A 16,358-nucleotide genomic window follows, 5' to 3' on the forward strand; every position below is an offset into this window, starting at 1 on the left:
ATATGGCAGATGATCGAGAGCGATCCGGAGTACAAAGGGCGCACAACAATGCTTGTCCTTCCGGATTTCGGTCGCGATTTGGACTTCAATGCGTCCGGCAATGGATTCCAGGACCATCGCACCGGCGACCCTCTCTCTCGAACTACATGGATCATGGCAATGGGCCCACACATCCGACAGAATATGACGGTGGATCGAGCACTTGATTCCGTAGACCTGGTCCCGACGCTCGGTGCCTTGATAACTTCGCAACTCCTTTGGCCAAGGGACGGCCCATCCCAGAGGTGCTCTGATGACGCCTGGCGAACTTCGCGCCGAGAGCTTTACGCTATATCCGCCACAGGCGCGTTCCTTTGCGATCAGGAACCCTCAGGTGCTGCAGCGTATGCCGTTGATTTTGGTGTCAGTGATACTACGACAGTTGATCCAGTTCCCCTGGTGCTTTCCGGCAGAGCGCGAACGGTTGTCCCGGCAGTTCGATCTGATGAGCAAAATGGACAATGCGTCGTTCGATGGCCTGATGTCGGCTTTTTCCACAATAACGCTCTCCTCCGAGCTTCGCGACATGGAGTGGGTCGATCATCCGCAGCTGTTCAGAGAACATTTGACAGCGTATCTGTGGTCGGAGCATCAGATTGATCGTTATCATAAGGCCGCTCAAGGCTATCAGCAGTTTGTCGAGACAGCTCTTAAGAAGACAGCGCCCGCCAGCCCGCGATGGACGATTGTCACTATCGGTCAGGGCTCCGAACAGTCAGATCGCCAGTTGTTTCGGAAGCTCCAACCCCATGGAACGCTGTTTACACAGCTTGATCCCACTGGCGGATTGGAGATCCTGCTGGCTGAGGTGCGGTCGCGCGCGCAGCGATATCCGATTGAATATGGTCTCTGGTATATCGAGGGCGGCGCTCTGCATGCTGCAAGTGTCGGTGCGACTTACCCTGACCGCGATGTCTTACGAACGACTTGTGCCTGTAGCAAGACGAGAGTTCTCGCTTTTGAATCAGCTCGCCTCTGGACGAAGCCCCAATGGGCCTGATGGGGTAGAAGCTGCCAGCTCATATGTCGCGAGCCTCAGCCCCGAAGATCTAGACCTCAGAGGTAACGCGCCGATGCGGTGTTACGTCACTTTGAAGTGAATGTGTTGACCCAGGGGGCAGGATGCCAGATCTACAGTACAACGTTTGTTCAATGGGCTGCGCGTGAGTGTCTGCATCGCGCGCAGCCGCTTACTATGTTTGCCCGTTCTTCAACTCGGCAGGTGAGTGCTCCGATGGAGCAACTTCTGGTCCGCGACCCGCTGCAACAGCCGCAGGATGGAGAAGGCTCTCTGGTGGACGCCGATATGGGCGCTTACTATACGTGGATCAATCAATCGCGGCTCGTCGGTGCAGAGCAGTCTCGTTTTCTGGTCTGGTTCGAGGGCCATCGAATCGCATGCGCGATTGCTCCCACTCTGCCGAGAGGAACGACCTCTACTGCGTCGACAAATCTACGGCATGTGATGGACTGGATAGGTTAGGAACTTTCGAGCACAACGACTCGAACTCCGCCAACGACGAAGCCTCAACAAGTTGAATCTCAATTCGCCATTGGCAGCCGTCCCTGGGCGCAAGACTCCTTGCTGTGCCATTTCGCTCTGCGTCAGCGAGGGAGTCGACATTCGATGTCGTAGGCTCCAGCGCCACCGTGTATTGCTTGTCCTGTCTCTCCTGGGGCCACGCGTCAGAACATATCCAGATGCCGAGGAAGGGAAGCGCGGTTTGGTTGAAGCGGAAGACGAGACCTTGAGCCAACTTTGTCCGATACAGGGCGCCCCAGGCGGCTGTTTCCATTGGCGCAAATATCTTGTGTGCAGTTACACCATCCTTCTCGCCGACTCTGCTTAGGTCTGTCATAAGACCTGACGTCGATTTCGCAGTTGGCCAGCTGATCAAAGTGTTTCGAGGGAACAGATCTCCAGCCGAATATTCGACCGAAACCTGGTCGACACTCTTTGGCAACACGATGCGGTCTCCTGGTTGCACGCGAAGCAGCGGATGAGCCGACCAGAGCCAACCGGTGGTCGAGTCAGATAGGTTCAGTAGGTCGTAGTCGAGAATGAGAGATGCCCCTTGAAGATGCGCGCTTCTGGTCAGGCGAAGGGGACGCGATTCTGCTTCAGCATAGAGCGTGACTTCGTCACGCTGAGAATCGACATGCCAATTCAGACGCCAGAGATCGCCGTGGTCCGGCACTGGATCCTGACCTGGGGAGCGCTCGCAGGCTGCCACGCTCGGCAGACATTCGTCGAAGCCTCCGCCGTCACTCTCGCTGAAGTTCGCGAAAGGGGAGACACGGTGATAGCCGCCGAGCGGTGGAAGAAGAAACTCTTCCCCCGTTCGCACACTGCGCAAAGAGGTAATCTTTCCACCGAAGGCGGGGAGGAACTCGACCCTCAGCGCGTCGTTCTGAAGCCACAGCAGTTCTTGTTCGCTCATGGGGTTTGGATGATTTTCTCTCATCAATCTGTACTTTCAGAGTCGCATTGAAAAAACAGGCTTGACAAGGAAAGACTCGATATGACACCTTGCTTTGACGGTATCGTACACGAAAATGGTTGGTAGTTGTCGTGAAGCCAATAGTAATGAAAGACTTCGTGTACCTACACTTTTAAGAGGTCCATCATACTCTGCTCGTGCGCATATCCACTGTTGAAGGTGTGATCCAGATCGTGGCGATCTCGTTAAGGACCTCGGGCGTGGATGACAGAATTCTGTTGAGCGTTCCATATCTCAAATAAACGAACAAAGTTGGTATTTTACATGGTGCAGGAACAGGAAGAGACACTGCGGAAGCACGAGCAGCTGTTTGGAAAGGCAGGCCGGAACTTTGTCGCTCCGGCTCGGGTAAACCTCATCGGGGAGCATACGGACTATACGGGCGGGCTCGTGATGCCGATGGCGATTGGGTTTCACACCTCGGCCGCTATTAGCCCGCGTAATGACGATCGTGCGGTCATCTACTCGGCAAACTACGGGGAGCAAATTATTTTCGAGCTTGCCAGTCTGAGCCACCACCCTCGGGGCCACTGAGCGATTATCCAATAGGTGTACTGTGGAGTCTCCTGCAAGAAGGTATTGAAATCGGTGGCTTCAATATCAGTCTCGCCGGAGATGTTCCCCTTGGCGCGGGACTGAGTTCGTCGGCATCGGTCGAGGTTGCGACGGTAGCGGCGTTGTTGAGTCACGCGAAAGTCGAGTTGCCTCTCGAAAAGGTTGCAAATCTCTGTCGGCGCGCCGAAAACGAATTCGTCGGGGCGAAGAGCGCATCATGGATCAATTCGTGATTGCTGGAGCTGTTGCGAACCGGGCGATGCTGCTTGATTGTCGATCGTTGGAGTATGAATTACTGCTTCTACCGGATGAGGTGAAGGTCGTGATCTGCAATTCAATGGTCAAGCATGCCGTAGCGACCGGAGAGTATGGCAACCGGCGCGATGAAGTTGAAGCCGGTCAGGCAGTTTTGCGGAGAGTGTTTCTCCACGTGGAACTCCTGCGAGACGCGACGCTTCAGGACCTCGACGCTTGCAGAGACGAGATGTCCGAGGAAAGTTTCGCGCGGTGCCGCCACATAATCTCCGAAAATTCTCGAGTTCTTAGAGCAAGGGAAGCGTTGTTGCACTCGGATCTCGAGCAGTTCGGCAGACTTTTAGTGGAGGCGCACGTCAGTATGCGCAATGACTTTTCGGCAAGTTGCGAAGAGGTCGATGCGCTTGTCGAGATCGCAACCAGACAAGATGGATGTTTGGGAGCTCGAATCACGGGCGGCGGCTTTGGCGGTTGCACGGTGAATCTGGTTAGAGCGGACCATGCCGACCGGTTTATCGAGGCGATACAACGACAGTATGAGCGGTCCAAAGGGATTTTGGCCAACTGCTATGTGTGTGAACCCTCCGACGGTGCTCTGGCGATCGCACCGCGGGAGACAGCACGATGAATCCACTGGAGCGAATGAATCCGCATCGCCGGTTCAATCCTTTGAAGCAAGAGTGGGTGCTGGTGTCTCCCAATCGAACGCAAAGGCCGTGGCAGGGGGAGGTGGAGAAAACCGCGACTGCCGTGGCGCTGACCTATGATCCTGATTGTTATCTCTGCCCTGGAAATAGTCGTGCTGGAGGGGCCCAGACGGACAAGTACACAAATACCTATGTCTTCGAGAATGACTATGCGGCCTTAAAGCTCGACGCTCCGAGTTTTGCCGACGATGAGGACGGGAAGGGGCTTCTGGTCGCCGACGGGAAAGCGGCATCTACTTCTCACCACGTCACGACCTTACTTTGGCAAAGATGTCGCTGGAGGACATTAGAGCTGTAGTCGATGTCTGGGAGCAGCAGTTTGTCGAACTAGGCACACGGAAGGACATCGCCTACGTCCAGGTCTTCGAGAACAGAGACGCAATGATGGGAGCGAGCAATCCCCATCCGCATGGACAGATCTGGGCCAGCCGATCGATTCCCAATGAAGTAATGACAGAACTTCGGGGGCAGCAGACCCACTTCAAAGAGAAGCATGAAGTTTTATTGTGCGCCTACCTCGCAATTGAAGTGGCTCGTGGAGAACGTATCGTGGGAGCGAATGCGGGGTTTGTAGCGCTCGTCCCGTATTGGGCCGTTTGGCCGTTCGAAGTCATGATTCTGCCACGCCGACCTGTAGCGCGGCTGGAGGACATGACCGCCGCAGAAAAGCTGGAGTTTGCGGATATACTGCAAACCGTCACCGCGACCTGCGACGCGGTCTTCGAGACTCCATTTTCTTATTCGATGGGATTGCACCCCGCCCCTTACGATGAGGAAGAGCATCCTGAATGGCAGTTCCATGTTCACTTCTGTCCCCCTTTATTGAGATCCGCGACGATTCGGAAGTTCATGGTAGGGTTCGAACTGCTCGGTGGACCGCAGAGGGACATTACTCCAGAGTCGGCAGCGGATGTGTTGCGCAAAGCGTCTGCGCGAACCCTGGCGACGACATAGACTTCGTTGTTCGTCATCGCAAAGCATAGGCGGCGATGAGAGCATTGCGTGTCATCTTTCCTTGACAAGGGTGCGATGGCAGCCTAGAGTCTGACTTGCGGTAACGTAAACGGTTGATTTCGTCGCGATGGCATTAGGGCAGGCTTCGTTGAGATGCTCGGGGTCGGCGCACGCACGTTATCCGGGGGAGATATGGCAGGACAGAACGGTTCTTTCGTTAGCGGCTGCGTCGTCCCATCGGGGGAGGGGCTTCCAAAGTTGCTGCAGTTGCCAAACGCGCCGTCCACCGAGACGGGCGCAGTAAAAGCCTGGGAAGAGCCGGTGGTGATGCTCTCTTACCTTCCTGCAGATCCCGACCCGAATCCACTGTTTCTCGAAAAGAGGGTCTATCAGGGCAGTAGTGGTCGGGTCTACCCGATGGCGGTTGTCGACAGAATCGATACGGAACCGCGACCGCAGGAGTGGAAGGCGGTCCATATCGAAAATGAGTTCATCCGACTGATGATTATGCCGGAAATCGGCGGACGCATTCACGTCGGGTACGACAAACTCAGTGGCTATGATTTTTTTTATCGTCAGAACGTGATCAAGCCAGCGTTGGTTGGTCTTGCTGGTCCCTGGATTTCCGGTGGGGTGGAGTTTAACTGGCCGCAACATCATCGACCTGCGACCTTCATGCCGGTAGAAGTTTCGATTGAGCGCAATCAAGAAGATGGATCGGTTACGATCTGGTGCAGCGATCAGGACCCGATGGTGAGAATGAAGGGGATGCATGGTGTTTGTCTGCATCCGGGGAAAGGCTTTCTGGAGTTAAAGGTTCGTCTCTACAATCGAACGCAGGATACGCAGACTTTTCTATGGTGGGCAAACGTTGCGACCAAGGTCCACGAGAAGTATCAGTCGTTCTTTCCCACCGATGTCCGCTTCGTCGCTGATCATGCTAAGCGCGCCGTCACAGAGTTTCCCTTCAGTCAAGGACGCTATTACGGTATCGACTACGGAGAGCGGGCGATCAACGGGGTTCCGGTGGAGGAGATGCCCGCGCATTTCGTGCCAGATGGTTCGTATCCTCCCAATGATCTGAGTTGGTACGCGAATATTCCTGTCCCGACAAGCTACATGGTTGCGAACTCAAAGGGAGATTTTGCGGGAGGGTACGATCACGCCGCAGGTGCCGGAATGGTGCATGTTGCCAATCACCACATCTCTCCAGGAAAGAAGCAGTGGACCTGGGGAAATCATGAGTTCGGTTACGCGTGGGACCGAAGCCTTACCGACTCCGATGGACCTTACGTCGAACTGATGTCGGGAGTCTATACCGACAACCAGCCTGACTTCTCATTTCTGGCTCCGGGAGAGACGAAGACGTTTAGTCAATTCTGGTATCCGGTTAGAGAGATCGGTGTGCCGGATCTCGCAAACACAGATGCGGCGGTTCGGGTGGAGCTGCTTCCGGGCAAGGTCGTGGTTCACCTGCTCGTCACTCGTGTACTGCGTCAGGCAACTCTATCGGTTAAGTTTGAGAACGGGGGGATCGCAACATGGCACGGAGAGTTGAAGCCTGAGCTCCCACTGCATGAAGAATTCTCGGTCGGGTCGGAAGCGAAGGGACTGGAACTAACACTGAAGGCAGGCGAAGGCGCTGAAGAAGAGGTCATCCTTCGTTTTGCGCCCGCGGAGACTGTTGCTGCGCCGAGTCCGATTGTTGCAGTGGAGCCGAACCTGCCTCACGATATCGAATCGAACGATGAGCTATACCTTGTCGGTTTGCATTTGGAGCAATACAGGCACGCGACGCGAAATCCGGACGAGTATTGGCTTGAGGCGGTTCGTCGGGACGCCGGAGACAGTCGATCCAACCATGCGTTAGGCCGCTGGCACTTGAGACGTGGAGAATTTGAGGTTGCCGAGCAGTACATACGTGCGGCCATTGAGAGAATGACGCAGCGCAATCCCAATCCATACGACGGTGAGCCACACTACAATTTAGGACTGACACTCGGTTACCAAGGAAGAGAATTCGAGGGGTACGAGGCGTTTTACAAGTCAACCTGGAATGCAGCCTGGCGCGGACCTGCATACCATCGTCTTGCCGAGATCGATTGCAGACGGCGGCAGTGGAAGCAGGCGCTGGAGCATATCGAGCGTTCCTTGCGCGCAGATTCGGACAACCTGAACGCGCGCAATTTGAAGGCGGTGGTCCTTCAGCGGCTAGGCAAACAAAAGGAGGCCGACGCTTGTCTCGAGGCAACACTTAAGCTCGATCCCCTGGACAACTGGAGCCGGTACATCTTGTCGCGCGCGGTGCCAAACAACGGACAGCAGCGTTTGGACCTCGGACTCGACCTTCTTCGATCCGGCTTGCTCGAAGAGGCGAGGGATGTGTTTTCTCTTCATCAGATCGAAGGACGAGATGGGGCCGCCACCATGCTGCTCTATGCGCTTGCGCATGTCTACGTTCTGCTTGGCGATTCTGAGAAGGGGACCGAGACCTATCGGTTGGCAGCCGCTGCTGATGGTACCTATGTATTTCCCAACCGACTCGAGGAGATCCATCTTCTAAAGGCTGCAATCGAGCGGAACCCGATGGATTCACGCGCTCCATACTACCTGGGGAATCTGTTCTACGACCGACGCCGCCATGAAGAGGCGATAGAGCAATGGGAGCGAGCCACCAAATTGGACCCCAATTATCCGACGGTGTGGCGCAACCTTGGGATCGCTTATTACAACGTCTTTGGCGACGCTGACAAGGCGCGCAGGGCCTTCGAGCGCGCACGCGTAGCAGCCCCCTCAGACGCCCGCATCTTATATGAGCACGATCTGTTGATGAAGCGCACCGGCGAGTCGCCAGAACTCAGGCTCTCTACTCTGAAGCAGTTGAACAACCTGGTTGCTTCTCGCGACGATCTTTCGGTTGAGTTAGCCCTGCTCTACAACCAGGCTGGACAACCGGAGGAGGCGTTGAAGGTGTTGCTTTCTCGCAAGTTTCAGCCATGGGAGGGAGGCGAAGGCCTGGTGCTATCTCAGTATGTCCGTGCCAACCTTCTGCTCGGTCAGAAGGCACTGGCGGCAGGAGACATCTCAGAGGCCATCCTCCTATTCGAATCCGCCGGGAATCCGCCGCAGAGCATCAGTGAGGCTAAGCATCTACTCATGAATCTCAGCATGATCGATTATTGGTTGGGTGTCAGTTTTGCTGCCAACCGGGATCACGAGAAGGCAGTCTTGCACTGGCGACGGGCGGCGGAGCATCGAGGCGACTTTCAGCAGATGCAGGTCCACGCAGTCTCAGAAAATACCTACTGGAGCGCCCTGGCCCTTTCCAGCTTGGGGCGAGAGGAAGAAGCGAAAGAATTGCTTCAGCAGATATACGATTATTCGATCGAGCTTGCGAATCAAACTCCTAAGATCGACTACTTCGCGACGTCGCTTCCAGCAATGTTGCTCTTTGAGGAAGATCTGTTTCTTCGACGGGATATTACCGCAAAATTCCTTCAAGCTCAGGCGCTGTTGGGCTCAGGTCGTTCCGTGGAAGGGGCGGAGATGTTGGCCGAGGTGAGGAGCCTTGACGCAAACCATACCGCAGCCGCAGATTTGCAGTCGACGATCGAAACGGCTGTGAGGTAGGGATGGTAGGTGCCACGGCTCATCCGTCAACCAGCGCTTCTATGGCGAAGCCTCAACCAACTGTCTATCTTTGGGCCATCACCCTCGCAGCGGCGATGGGCGGGCTGCTGTTCGGATACGACTGGGTTGTCATTGGAGGAGCCAGGCAGTTCTACGAAGCCTATTTCCACCTGACGTCGGAGGAGATGATCGGATGGGCAAACAGCTGCGCACTAGTTGGTTGCTTCGCCGGCTCATTCGTTGCCGGCTATGCCGGGGAACGCTTTGGGCGAAGGCGCGTGCTAATCGCCTCGGCAATTCTGTTTGCGGTATCGTCCGGATTGACGGGCTGGTCCTACTCCTTCGCGACATTTATCTGCTGGCGGATCGTGGGCGGAACGGCGATCGGTCTGAGCTCGAACATTTCGCCGTTGTATATCGCTGAGATCAGTCCAGCGACGATACGCGGCCGACTCGTCAGTCTGAATCAATTTGCAATTGTGGTGGGTATTCTTCTGGCACAGATAGCAAATTGGAAGATCGCTCGCCCGATTCCCGACCACATCAGCCAGGCTCTCTTCCTACAGACTTGGAACGTACAGTATGGATGGCGCTGGATGTTTTGCGCGGTGGTCGTTCCAGCACTGCTGTTTACTATGATGTCGCTTTTTATTCCTGAGAGCCCTCGTTGGTTGTTAGCCAGGGGACGAAGCGATGCGGCATACAAAGTTCTCAGCCGAGTTGGGGGGCCTTCCTATGCGATCCGTGAAGTGACCAACATCAAAGTGACCCTTCAGGCGGAAGAGAACGCACAAGCGTCTTGGCGAGAACTGTGGCTGCCTGGGGTGCGGAAGATCGTCCTCATTGGAGCCGGACTTGCTGTCCTGCAGCAGTGGACGGGCATCAATATTCTGTTCAATTATGCCGCGGAGGTCTACCGCAGCGCCGGCTATGGTGAGAATGACATCCTCCTTAACATCGTTATCACTGGTGCTATCAACCTGATCTTTACCGTAATCGCCATGTTGATCGTGGACCGCGTCGGACGACGCCCAATGATGCTTCTCGGTTGTGTTGGGGTCGGCTTGTCTCATCTTCTTTCGGGATATGCCTACCGAGCCGGACTTCACGGCAGTGCAGTGCTGGTGCTAACCCTCAGTGCAATCGCCTGTTATGCGTTGACCCTGGCTCCAGTGACATGGGTTCTTATCTCGGAAATATTCCCGAACCATGTTCGCTCCAGGGCTGTCTCAGTGGCCGTGAGTGCCCTTTGGGTAGCGTCTTTCGCGCTCACCTATACCTTTCCTCTTATCAATCGTGTCCTCGGCAGCTCAGGTACATTCCTTGGGTACGGAACCATCTGCATGCTTGGCGCGGCTTTCGTCTTCGTTTATGTGCCTGAGACCAAGGGCAAAACGCTCGAAGAGATTGAGGCCAAGGTCCTAACCTCCAACTAATCATTCAGTCTGCTCGACACGTAGCGTAAAGCAGACTGAGCCTCCGTTGTCCGATTCCAGTCATAGCGTCTTCGGCAAGAAATCAATGCGACGACTGTGAGTTTTCAGCGCGAGAGACGGGACGATCAGACGTATGTCTTGGAGAAAAAAACCCTTTTTCGTAACCAACTTACTCCAGATTCATCCAATCCGCGGATACCCTCCCGTGACGTGTACTGGTCTGCTCGGGCCCGGTCAAAGTAGCGCCTGGAAGGGGCTGGAAGTAAAGGGAAGAGGAGTAACTGAGGCAACGTACACGTTCACTCCTCAGGAAGTGACAATATTTCACTATTGGCCAATGTTTTCGGACGTAAAAGAGATAAAAGAATTATGCTTGACAGTCCAGCAAATAAAGGCATAGTGTTTTCTCCGGTAACGTACACTCTTTTTTGCTGAGTTGATTCCCGGTGAGCGTGTTTGGGCGCTGTAACAGATTCCGAGTGGCCAGAAGTTTCGACAGAAAAAAGAATGAAGTACAGAAAGGGCAGTGAAATGGCAGAGAGTAGATTGAAGAAAAATTACGTGAGGATTCGGCACTATTCGTTGTTATTCGCGTGCGTTCTGGGAATACTGTTCGGCAACAGATATGCGATAGCCCAAGTAGATCAAGGCACCATCACTGGCGTCGTGGAGGACCCCAGCGGCGCAGTGGTCCCTGGCGCTAAGGTGACCGTGACCAACACCGACACCGGCCTGGTTCTCGAGGGTTCCTCGAACAGCAGCGGAGTCTACGTTTTTTCTCCATTGAAGATTGGCAATTACACGATTGGTGCTTCCGCATCGGGTTTCGAGAGAACAATACAGCAGAACGTTCATCTCGATGCGCAGCAGAGGTTGAACCTTGTCATCGCCCTGAAGCCAGGTTCGGTTTCAGAGACTGTGACTGTCACTGATGCTCCACCCCTTCTGCAAACGCAGACGAGTTCGATTGGCCAGGTGATCAGTGCCGATACCATCAGCAATACGCCTCTTAATGGTCGGAACTATGTTTATATTGCGCAACTGACCAACGGAGTCGTATCGACCTTCAATCAGACAAGGGGTTCTGGTTCGGGCGACTTTGTAGCGAACGGGCAGCACGCGGAACAGAACAACTTTATCCTCGACGGCGTGGACAATAACACGAACCTCGTGGATTTTCTGAATGGATCAACCTACATCATTCGCCCTCCGCCGGATGCGCTGTCGGAGTTCAGTCTGCAGACCAGCAACTTCAGTGCCGAGTTCGGACACTCCGCAGGCGGAGTACTAAGTGCCAGCATTAAATCCGGTACCAATCAGATTCATGGCAGCCTATGGGAGTATGTCCGCAATACAAGTCTGGATGCGACTGACTTCAACGCTCTGACGACCCCTCCCTATCATGAGAATCAGTTCGGAGCCACGTTGGGATTCCCGATCATCAAGAACAAGCTCTTCTACTTCGGTGATATCGAGGCCAATCGTATTGCCTTCAATAATCCTGGTACATACACGGTGCCAACAGCGCTGGAGCGGAATGGGGACTTTTCAGAGTTGCTCAACCCCCTGCTGAACAGCGTGAGCACGCAACTGTATCGCCCGAACTCAGGCGGAGGAGCGGCAAACACGCAATCTTTTCAGGGACGAAATAACGTCTTCGATCCGAATGGGCTCAATGCGGTTGCGAAGAAGCTCATCGACCTTTATCCGTTGCCTAATGTGAATGGAGGAAAGACATTTCAAAATTACGCGGTAAACGTCCCTGTGCACCTAAATACCATTCAATGGGATCAAAGGCTCGACTGGAACATCAGCGCGCACGACCAGGCTTATGCACGATATAGCTATACTCATGGAATTACGGTTAATGGTCTTCCGCTTGGTCCCATTCTTGACGGTAGCCCCTACGGCGGTGAGAACGACGTTAACCTGTATCAAAGCTTTGTAGGAAGTGAGACTCATTTCTTTACCCCGACTCTTATCAACGAGTTTCGTTTTAGCTTCACCGCGGGGAAATCACAGTTCCTTCAGCCCAACGCCAATGTCGACCTGGCTCCCAGCTTTGGGTTGGGAGGCGTTCCATTCTCGCCGAACGAAGGGGGACTGCCGTTGTTCCTTATCTACAATAACGGCACTGGCAATATCAACGGTCTTTCGAATGCCGGCTCACAGGGCACTTCGAACGAAACCCAAAACGTCTACCAGATACTGGATAACGTCACCAAGACCCTGGGCAATCACTCTCTGAAGTTTGGCGTCGCCTTCCAATCCATCCGAAACTTCTACCGGTATGCGCCGTCTTCCCTTGGCAACTACTATTTCACCGGACTTTACACGAGTGATCCAGCGTCGAGTGCGACCACTGGCTCCGGTATCGCGGACTTTCTTGCCGATCAGATCAATACCTCTGCGATCTCGACTGCGCCAAACGTCAACGATGCCCGATGGTATAACTCCGCTTATGCGCAGGACGATTGGAAGCTTTCGAAGAGCTTGACCTTGAATCTGGGTGTGAGGTACGACTACTTCCTCCCCTATAAGGAGAACTCGGGACGTCAGGAAAACTTCATTCCTGGCGCACCACTCGCCAATGGAGCCGGCACAGGCGTCCTGGAGTTGCCGACCAGCATTCAGAATACGGTTTCTTTAGGTACGTTATTCCCGGCCATTTTGGCGAAGGATAACATTACTGTCCGATACGTGAACAACGAACGTCTCGTAAACACTCAATCGACGAACTTTGCTCCGCGTGTCGGTTTTGCCTTTCAGCCGGACCCGAAGACCGTCATCCGCGGTGGCTATGGCATCTTCTTTGGTGGTCTGGAAAGCAATGGCGGCAATAACCTGGGAGATAACTTTCCGTTCAGGGGTCAGGTCAACACTAATCCTGTTGGCTGTTCGTTAGGAAATTGCCCTTCGAACGGAACTACGCTGGAGGGAGGACTGGCTGGCACGCTCACTAATGGCCTTCTGAACGCCGTCAATCAACCCGGATTTCACGCCACGGATACCGAGTTCAAGTCTCCTTATACGCAGAACTATAACCTGTCGTTTGAGGAGTCGATATCGACGAACCTGGCTGCGACCATCAGCTACGTGGGAAATGTCTCCCGCCATCTGGGTACCTACACCGATCCGAACCAAGTTCAGGCGTTGTATCCTTCTGGAACCAACACGCAGGCCCTACAGCCATATCCCGATCTCGGTGGAATAGGTACGATTCATTACGGTGGAGTCAGTACGTATAACGGCCTGCAAACCAAGCTGGAGAAGCGTACCTCACACGGCCTGAGCTTTCTGGCCACCTATACCTGGGCGCACGCGTTTGACGACAGCAACTCAGCCGGCGGTCTATCGACCGGCATCGACGCACGGCAGAGAGCTCTTCTTCCGGCCATCACCGAGTACACCAACTCTGTTTACGATGTTCGCAATCGTGTGACCTTGAATGGGAACTATGTGTTGCCCTTTGGCCGGGGACGAACCTATTTGGCGAACTCCAACAAACTGGTTGATCTCTTGGCCGGAGGATGGTCTTCGAGTTTGACCTTTACTGCCCAGAGCGGATCGCCCTTCACTGTATTTCCAAGCAACAATGGAGTATCTGGAACAGACGAAAGAAGAGCTATCCCGGTACGCAATCCCTTTGCTCCTGGAGGCACACCTGATCCCTCAAACATTGCTGCATTTACTGATAACTCAGGCGGTCTTATCCCGTGTCCGACTTCAGTAAAAAATCGGGTCAATTTCTATAATCCGTGCGCATTCGCAAATCCTCTGCCAACGCTTGCGGCAGGTACAAAAATTACCGACCCGGCGACCGCGATTCAATACCTCGGTGGCAAGTCGAACCACTTCTATGGACCTGGGAACAACGCAGTGAATATGTCCGTTTTCAAAAACTTTACGACGTATCACGAACAGTACCTTCAATTCCGGGCAGATTCCTTCAACGTTCTGAACCATCCGACGATCGCCAATCCAACCAATACGTCCGATGGTCCAGGTGGAGGTTTGTTGAACGCTCCAAGGATTATCCAAAGCAATACCCCGAACTCCCGCTTCTTTCAACTGTCCCTGAGATATGCGTTCTAGCAGAAATGCGAACGTTTTTCCCATACATTCCATTTGAAAAGGGACGAAGGAGGCCGCATAGTGCGGCCTTCCTTTGTCCGACCTGTCGAACGCAGCATTGACACTGAAAGGTAGGAGGGAAACCTCCTTCGCTTACTTTTTTAGGGAGTCTTTTCATGCAGTGGTTTTCGAAGAGCAGGATTCTCGCGGCCGTTTTTGCGACTGTTTGTTGCCAAACCGGATTTTCCGAAATAGGCCCTGTCGTGTTGGCCTCTCCTAATCAACGGCTTTCCATTCAGTTCTCGACAGTAGCCGGAACTGAAAAGGCTGGAACTGGTGGCAAGCTGGTTTACTCGGTGACCTTCGCTGGGAAGCAAATAGTCGATCAGTCCGCACTTGCTCTGGAGCTTGTCGATCAGCCAGTTTTGGGAAGCAAGGTGCAGATCGTTGAAAGCACGCCTGGAAAGGGAAGTGACGATTACACGTTGATAGCAGGTAAAGCGAGCGGAATTCACGATCAATACAACAGTGTTCAGTTACGCGCTGTCGAGAATGCTGCCCCTAATCGGTCTCTTGTGATTGAAGCACGGGCTTATAACGATGGGATTGCGTTTCGTTATGTTTTACCTGAGCAGGATGGGCTCAAAGAACTGCGTTTAAAGCAGGAAGACACTGAGTTTCGCATCAGTACGGATGCGACGACCTGGGCGCTGGCCCTTCCGAATTACCGCAGCAGCTATGAGAGTGAATATGTGAAGTTGCCGATCACGGCGTTCAGCAATCAGGGTGGTGTGTCAAGCAGCTTCTTAATCGGTTTGCCTTTGTTGATGCACTCTCCAGGCGCGGCGTGGATGGCGCTGACAGAGGCCGATCTTGAAGGTAATACCGGCATGTACGTTACTAATCCTTCAGGGAATTGGGCTGGCCATTACTTCGTCTCGAAGCTCTCACCTCGATTCGACGATCCAAGTCTTGCGCTTACAGGAACTTTGCCACACCACTCTGCCTGGCGAGTCTTATTGGTCGCTGAGGAGCCTGGCAAACTGATGGAGTCCAACATAGTATCGGATCTGAATCCGCCAAATCGGGTGCAGGACACCAGCTGGATTCACCCGGGGAAAGCTTCATGGAACTGGTGGGCGGGCGACGTTGGTCCTGACGGTAAGGCCGCGTACACAACCAGGAACATGGAATACTACGTCGATTTTGCCGCAAGCTCCGGCTTTCCCTACATGCTACTCGATGCAGGTTGGGCAGACGGACGCGACATCACCAAACTGCGCGGGAATGTCGACGTCCCCGAACTTGTGCGTTACGCGGCGAGCAAGCATGTCAAGGTCTGGATCTGGCTTTACTCGACCTCTGTGATGGATCAGATGAAGCAAGCTTTTCCTCTCTTCGAGAGCTGGGGAGTGGCCGGTGTAAAAATCGATTTCATCAACAGAGACGACCAGGATGGGATCAAGTTCTACTATGACGTTGCGCGTGAAGCTGCAGAGCACCATCTGATGGTCGACTTTCATGGCGCGAGCAAGCCCTGGGGTATCGAGCGGACCTACCCAAATGTGCTCAGCTATGAAGCAGTCTTAGGAGCCGAGAACAGCAAGGTGGCGCGACGCGATAGTCCAGTAGATCGCACAGTCTTTCCGTTCACACGCATGGTCGCAGGGCCTCTTGACTACACGCCGGGCGGATTCAACAACGTAACCGAAGACGAGTTCATTGGGAGAGACGTTAGCCCAATGATTATGGGCACCCGAGCGCAGCAGCTTGCACTCTACGTCGTCTTTCAGACTCCCTTCCAGATGGTTTCGGATAGTCCTCAGGCGTATTTAGACCAACCCGCCTTCCAATTTATTCGGGATGTTCCGGCAGCATGGGACGAAATGCGAGTGTTGAATGGTGATCCAGGTGAGTACGTGACCATCGCCCGAAGTCATGGAAAAGAGTGGTACCTGGGGAGCATCACGAATTGGACTCCACGTGAGCTTCGTGTCCCGCTCAACTTCCTCGGGGCGGGCCATTACACTGCCGAGATCTATCAAGACGCCTCCGACGCCGGCACCAATCCGAAGAACGTCTCGATCAAAAAGCAGAGTGTACGCAATAGCGAGACACTGACTCTGAAGCTCGCACCGGGAGGAGGCTGCGCGATCCGATTTGTACCAGAGAGCAACAACTGAGCAACTCTCCGAAGAGGGCGGAAA

Annotated in this window: 13 protein-coding genes; 11 read left to right on the forward strand and 2 right to left on the reverse strand. The window is 54.0% G+C overall.

Going from position 1 to position 16,358, the window contains the following annotated elements:
* Positions 1–292: 292 nt before the first annotated feature.
* Together HDF14_RS20475 and HDF14_RS20480 are read left to right on the forward strand one after the other, a co-directional pair.
* Positions 293–1,039, forward strand: a complete 747-nt coding sequence (locus tag HDF14_RS20475) for a hypothetical protein (RefSeq protein WP_183980404.1) — start codon at positions 293–295, stop codon at positions 1,037–1,039.
* A 234-nt stretch (positions 1,040–1,273) separates the two neighbouring features.
* On the forward strand, positions 1,274–1,522 hold the full coding sequence (locus HDF14_RS20480; protein WP_183980406.1) for a hypothetical protein: 249 nt from the start codon (positions 1,274–1,276) through the stop codon (positions 1,520–1,522).
* On the opposite strand, the gene HDF14_RS20485 is transcribed toward HDF14_RS20480, so the two are convergent.
* Positions 1,476–2,480: a hypothetical protein gene (locus tag HDF14_RS20485; protein ID WP_183980408.1), complete on the reverse strand. Its 1,005-nt coding sequence runs from the start codon at positions 2,478–2,480 to the stop codon at positions 1,476–1,478. The genes HDF14_RS20480 and HDF14_RS20485 overlap by 47 nt on opposite strands.
* A gap of 324 nt (positions 2,481–2,804) precedes the next feature.
* Between HDF14_RS20485 and HDF14_RS26880 the strand changes: the two genes are divergently transcribed.
* Positions 2,805–3,074, forward strand: coding sequence for a galactokinase family protein (locus HDF14_RS26880; protein WP_260698451.1), 270 nt, complete (start codon positions 2,805–2,807; stop codon positions 3,072–3,074).
* 65 nt (positions 3,075–3,139) lie between these two features.
* Positions 3,140–3,328: a hypothetical protein gene (locus HDF14_RS26885; RefSeq protein ID WP_423247788.1), complete on the forward strand. Its 189-nt coding sequence runs from the start codon at positions 3,140–3,142 to the stop codon at positions 3,326–3,328.
* A 101-nt stretch (positions 3,329–3,429) separates the two neighbouring features.
* On the opposite strand, the gene HDF14_RS26890 is transcribed toward HDF14_RS26885, so the two are convergent.
* Complete coding sequence (locus HDF14_RS26890; RefSeq protein ID WP_260698467.1) at positions 3,430–3,612, reverse strand: hypothetical protein; 183 nt, start codon at positions 3,610–3,612, stop codon at positions 3,430–3,432.
* Between HDF14_RS26890 and HDF14_RS26895 the strand changes: the two genes are divergently transcribed.
* The 7 genes from HDF14_RS26895 to HDF14_RS20515 all read left to right on the forward strand — a co-directional run bounded on the left by HDF14_RS26895 (position 3,580) and on the right by HDF14_RS20515 (position 16,334).
* Positions 3,580–3,978: a hypothetical protein gene (locus HDF14_RS26895; RefSeq protein ID WP_260698463.1), complete on the forward strand. Its 399-nt coding sequence runs from the start codon at positions 3,580–3,582 to the stop codon at positions 3,976–3,978. The genes HDF14_RS26890 and HDF14_RS26895 overlap by 33 nt on opposite strands.
* Positions 3,975–4,355, forward strand: coding sequence for a galactose-1-phosphate uridylyltransferase (gene galT / locus HDF14_RS27275; protein ID WP_313899649.1), 381 nt, complete (start codon positions 3,975–3,977; stop codon positions 4,353–4,355). The genes HDF14_RS26895 and galT (HDF14_RS27275) overlap by 4 nt, the downstream gene beginning before the upstream one ends.
* A complete protein-coding gene (gene galT, locus HDF14_RS20495) occupies positions 4,328–5,011 on the forward strand; it encodes a galactose-1-phosphate uridylyltransferase (protein WP_313899654.1) in 684 nt (227 codons plus the stop codon). The genes galT (HDF14_RS27275) and galT (HDF14_RS20495) overlap by 28 nt, the downstream gene beginning before the upstream one ends.
* 192 nt (positions 5,012–5,203) lie before the next feature.
* The gene (locus tag HDF14_RS20500; protein WP_183980410.1) at positions 5,204–8,641 is read left to right on the forward strand and encodes a DUF5107 domain-containing protein; all 3,438 of its coding nucleotides are present in this window, start codon (positions 5,204–5,206) and stop codon (positions 8,639–8,641) included.
* A gap of 2 nt (positions 8,642–8,643) precedes the next feature.
* Entirely contained in the window at positions 8,644–10,077 is a 1,434-nt protein-coding gene (locus HDF14_RS20505) for a sugar porter family MFS transporter (protein ID WP_260698452.1), read from the forward strand.
* 546 nt (positions 10,078–10,623) lie between these two features.
* On the forward strand, positions 10,624–14,172 hold the full coding sequence (locus HDF14_RS20510; RefSeq protein ID WP_260698453.1) for a TonB-dependent receptor: 3,549 nt from the start codon (positions 10,624–10,626) through the stop codon (positions 14,170–14,172).
* A 155-nt stretch (positions 14,173–14,327) separates the two neighbouring features.
* A complete protein-coding gene (locus HDF14_RS20515) occupies positions 14,328–16,334 on the forward strand; it encodes a glycoside hydrolase family 97 protein (RefSeq protein WP_183980414.1) in 2,007 nt (668 codons plus the stop codon).
* Positions 16,335–16,358 lie beyond the last annotated feature (24 nt).

The organism is Tunturiibacter gelidiferens (assembly GCF_014201335.1).
GTDB classification, from domain to species: domain Bacteria; phylum Acidobacteriota; class Terriglobia; order Terriglobales; family Acidobacteriaceae; genus Edaphobacter; species Edaphobacter lichenicola_E.

Coding starts and splice junctions, on each gene's coding strand:
- HDF14_RS20475 (WP_183980404.1), top strand. CDS start 293: ATGACGCCTGGCGAACTTCGCGCCGAGAGCTTTACGCTATATCCGCCA.
- HDF14_RS20480 (WP_183980406.1), top strand. CDS start 1,274: ATGGAGCAACTTCTGGTCCGCGACCCGCTGCAACAGCCGCAGGATGGA.
- HDF14_RS20485 (WP_183980408.1), bottom strand. CDS start 2,480: ATGAGCGAACAAGAACTGCTGTGGCTTCAGAACGACGCGCTGAGGGTC.
- HDF14_RS26880 (WP_260698451.1), top strand. CDS start 2,805: ATGGTGCAGGAACAGGAAGAGACACTGCGGAAGCACGAGCAGCTGTTT.
- HDF14_RS26895 (WP_260698463.1), top strand. CDS start 3,580: ATGTCCGAGGAAAGTTTCGCGCGGTGCCGCCACATAATCTCCGAAAAT.
- galT (WP_313899649.1), top strand. CDS start 3,975: ATGAATCCACTGGAGCGAATGAATCCGCATCGCCGGTTCAATCCTTTG.
- galT (WP_313899654.1), top strand. CDS start 4,328: ATGTCGCTGGAGGACATTAGAGCTGTAGTCGATGTCTGGGAGCAGCAG.
- HDF14_RS20500 (WP_183980410.1), top strand. CDS start 5,204: ATGGCAGGACAGAACGGTTCTTTCGTTAGCGGCTGCGTCGTCCCATCG.
- HDF14_RS20505 (WP_260698452.1), top strand. CDS start 8,644: ATGGTAGGTGCCACGGCTCATCCGTCAACCAGCGCTTCTATGGCGAAG.
- HDF14_RS20515 (WP_183980414.1), top strand. CDS start 14,328: ATGCAGTGGTTTTCGAAGAGCAGGATTCTCGCGGCCGTTTTTGCGACT.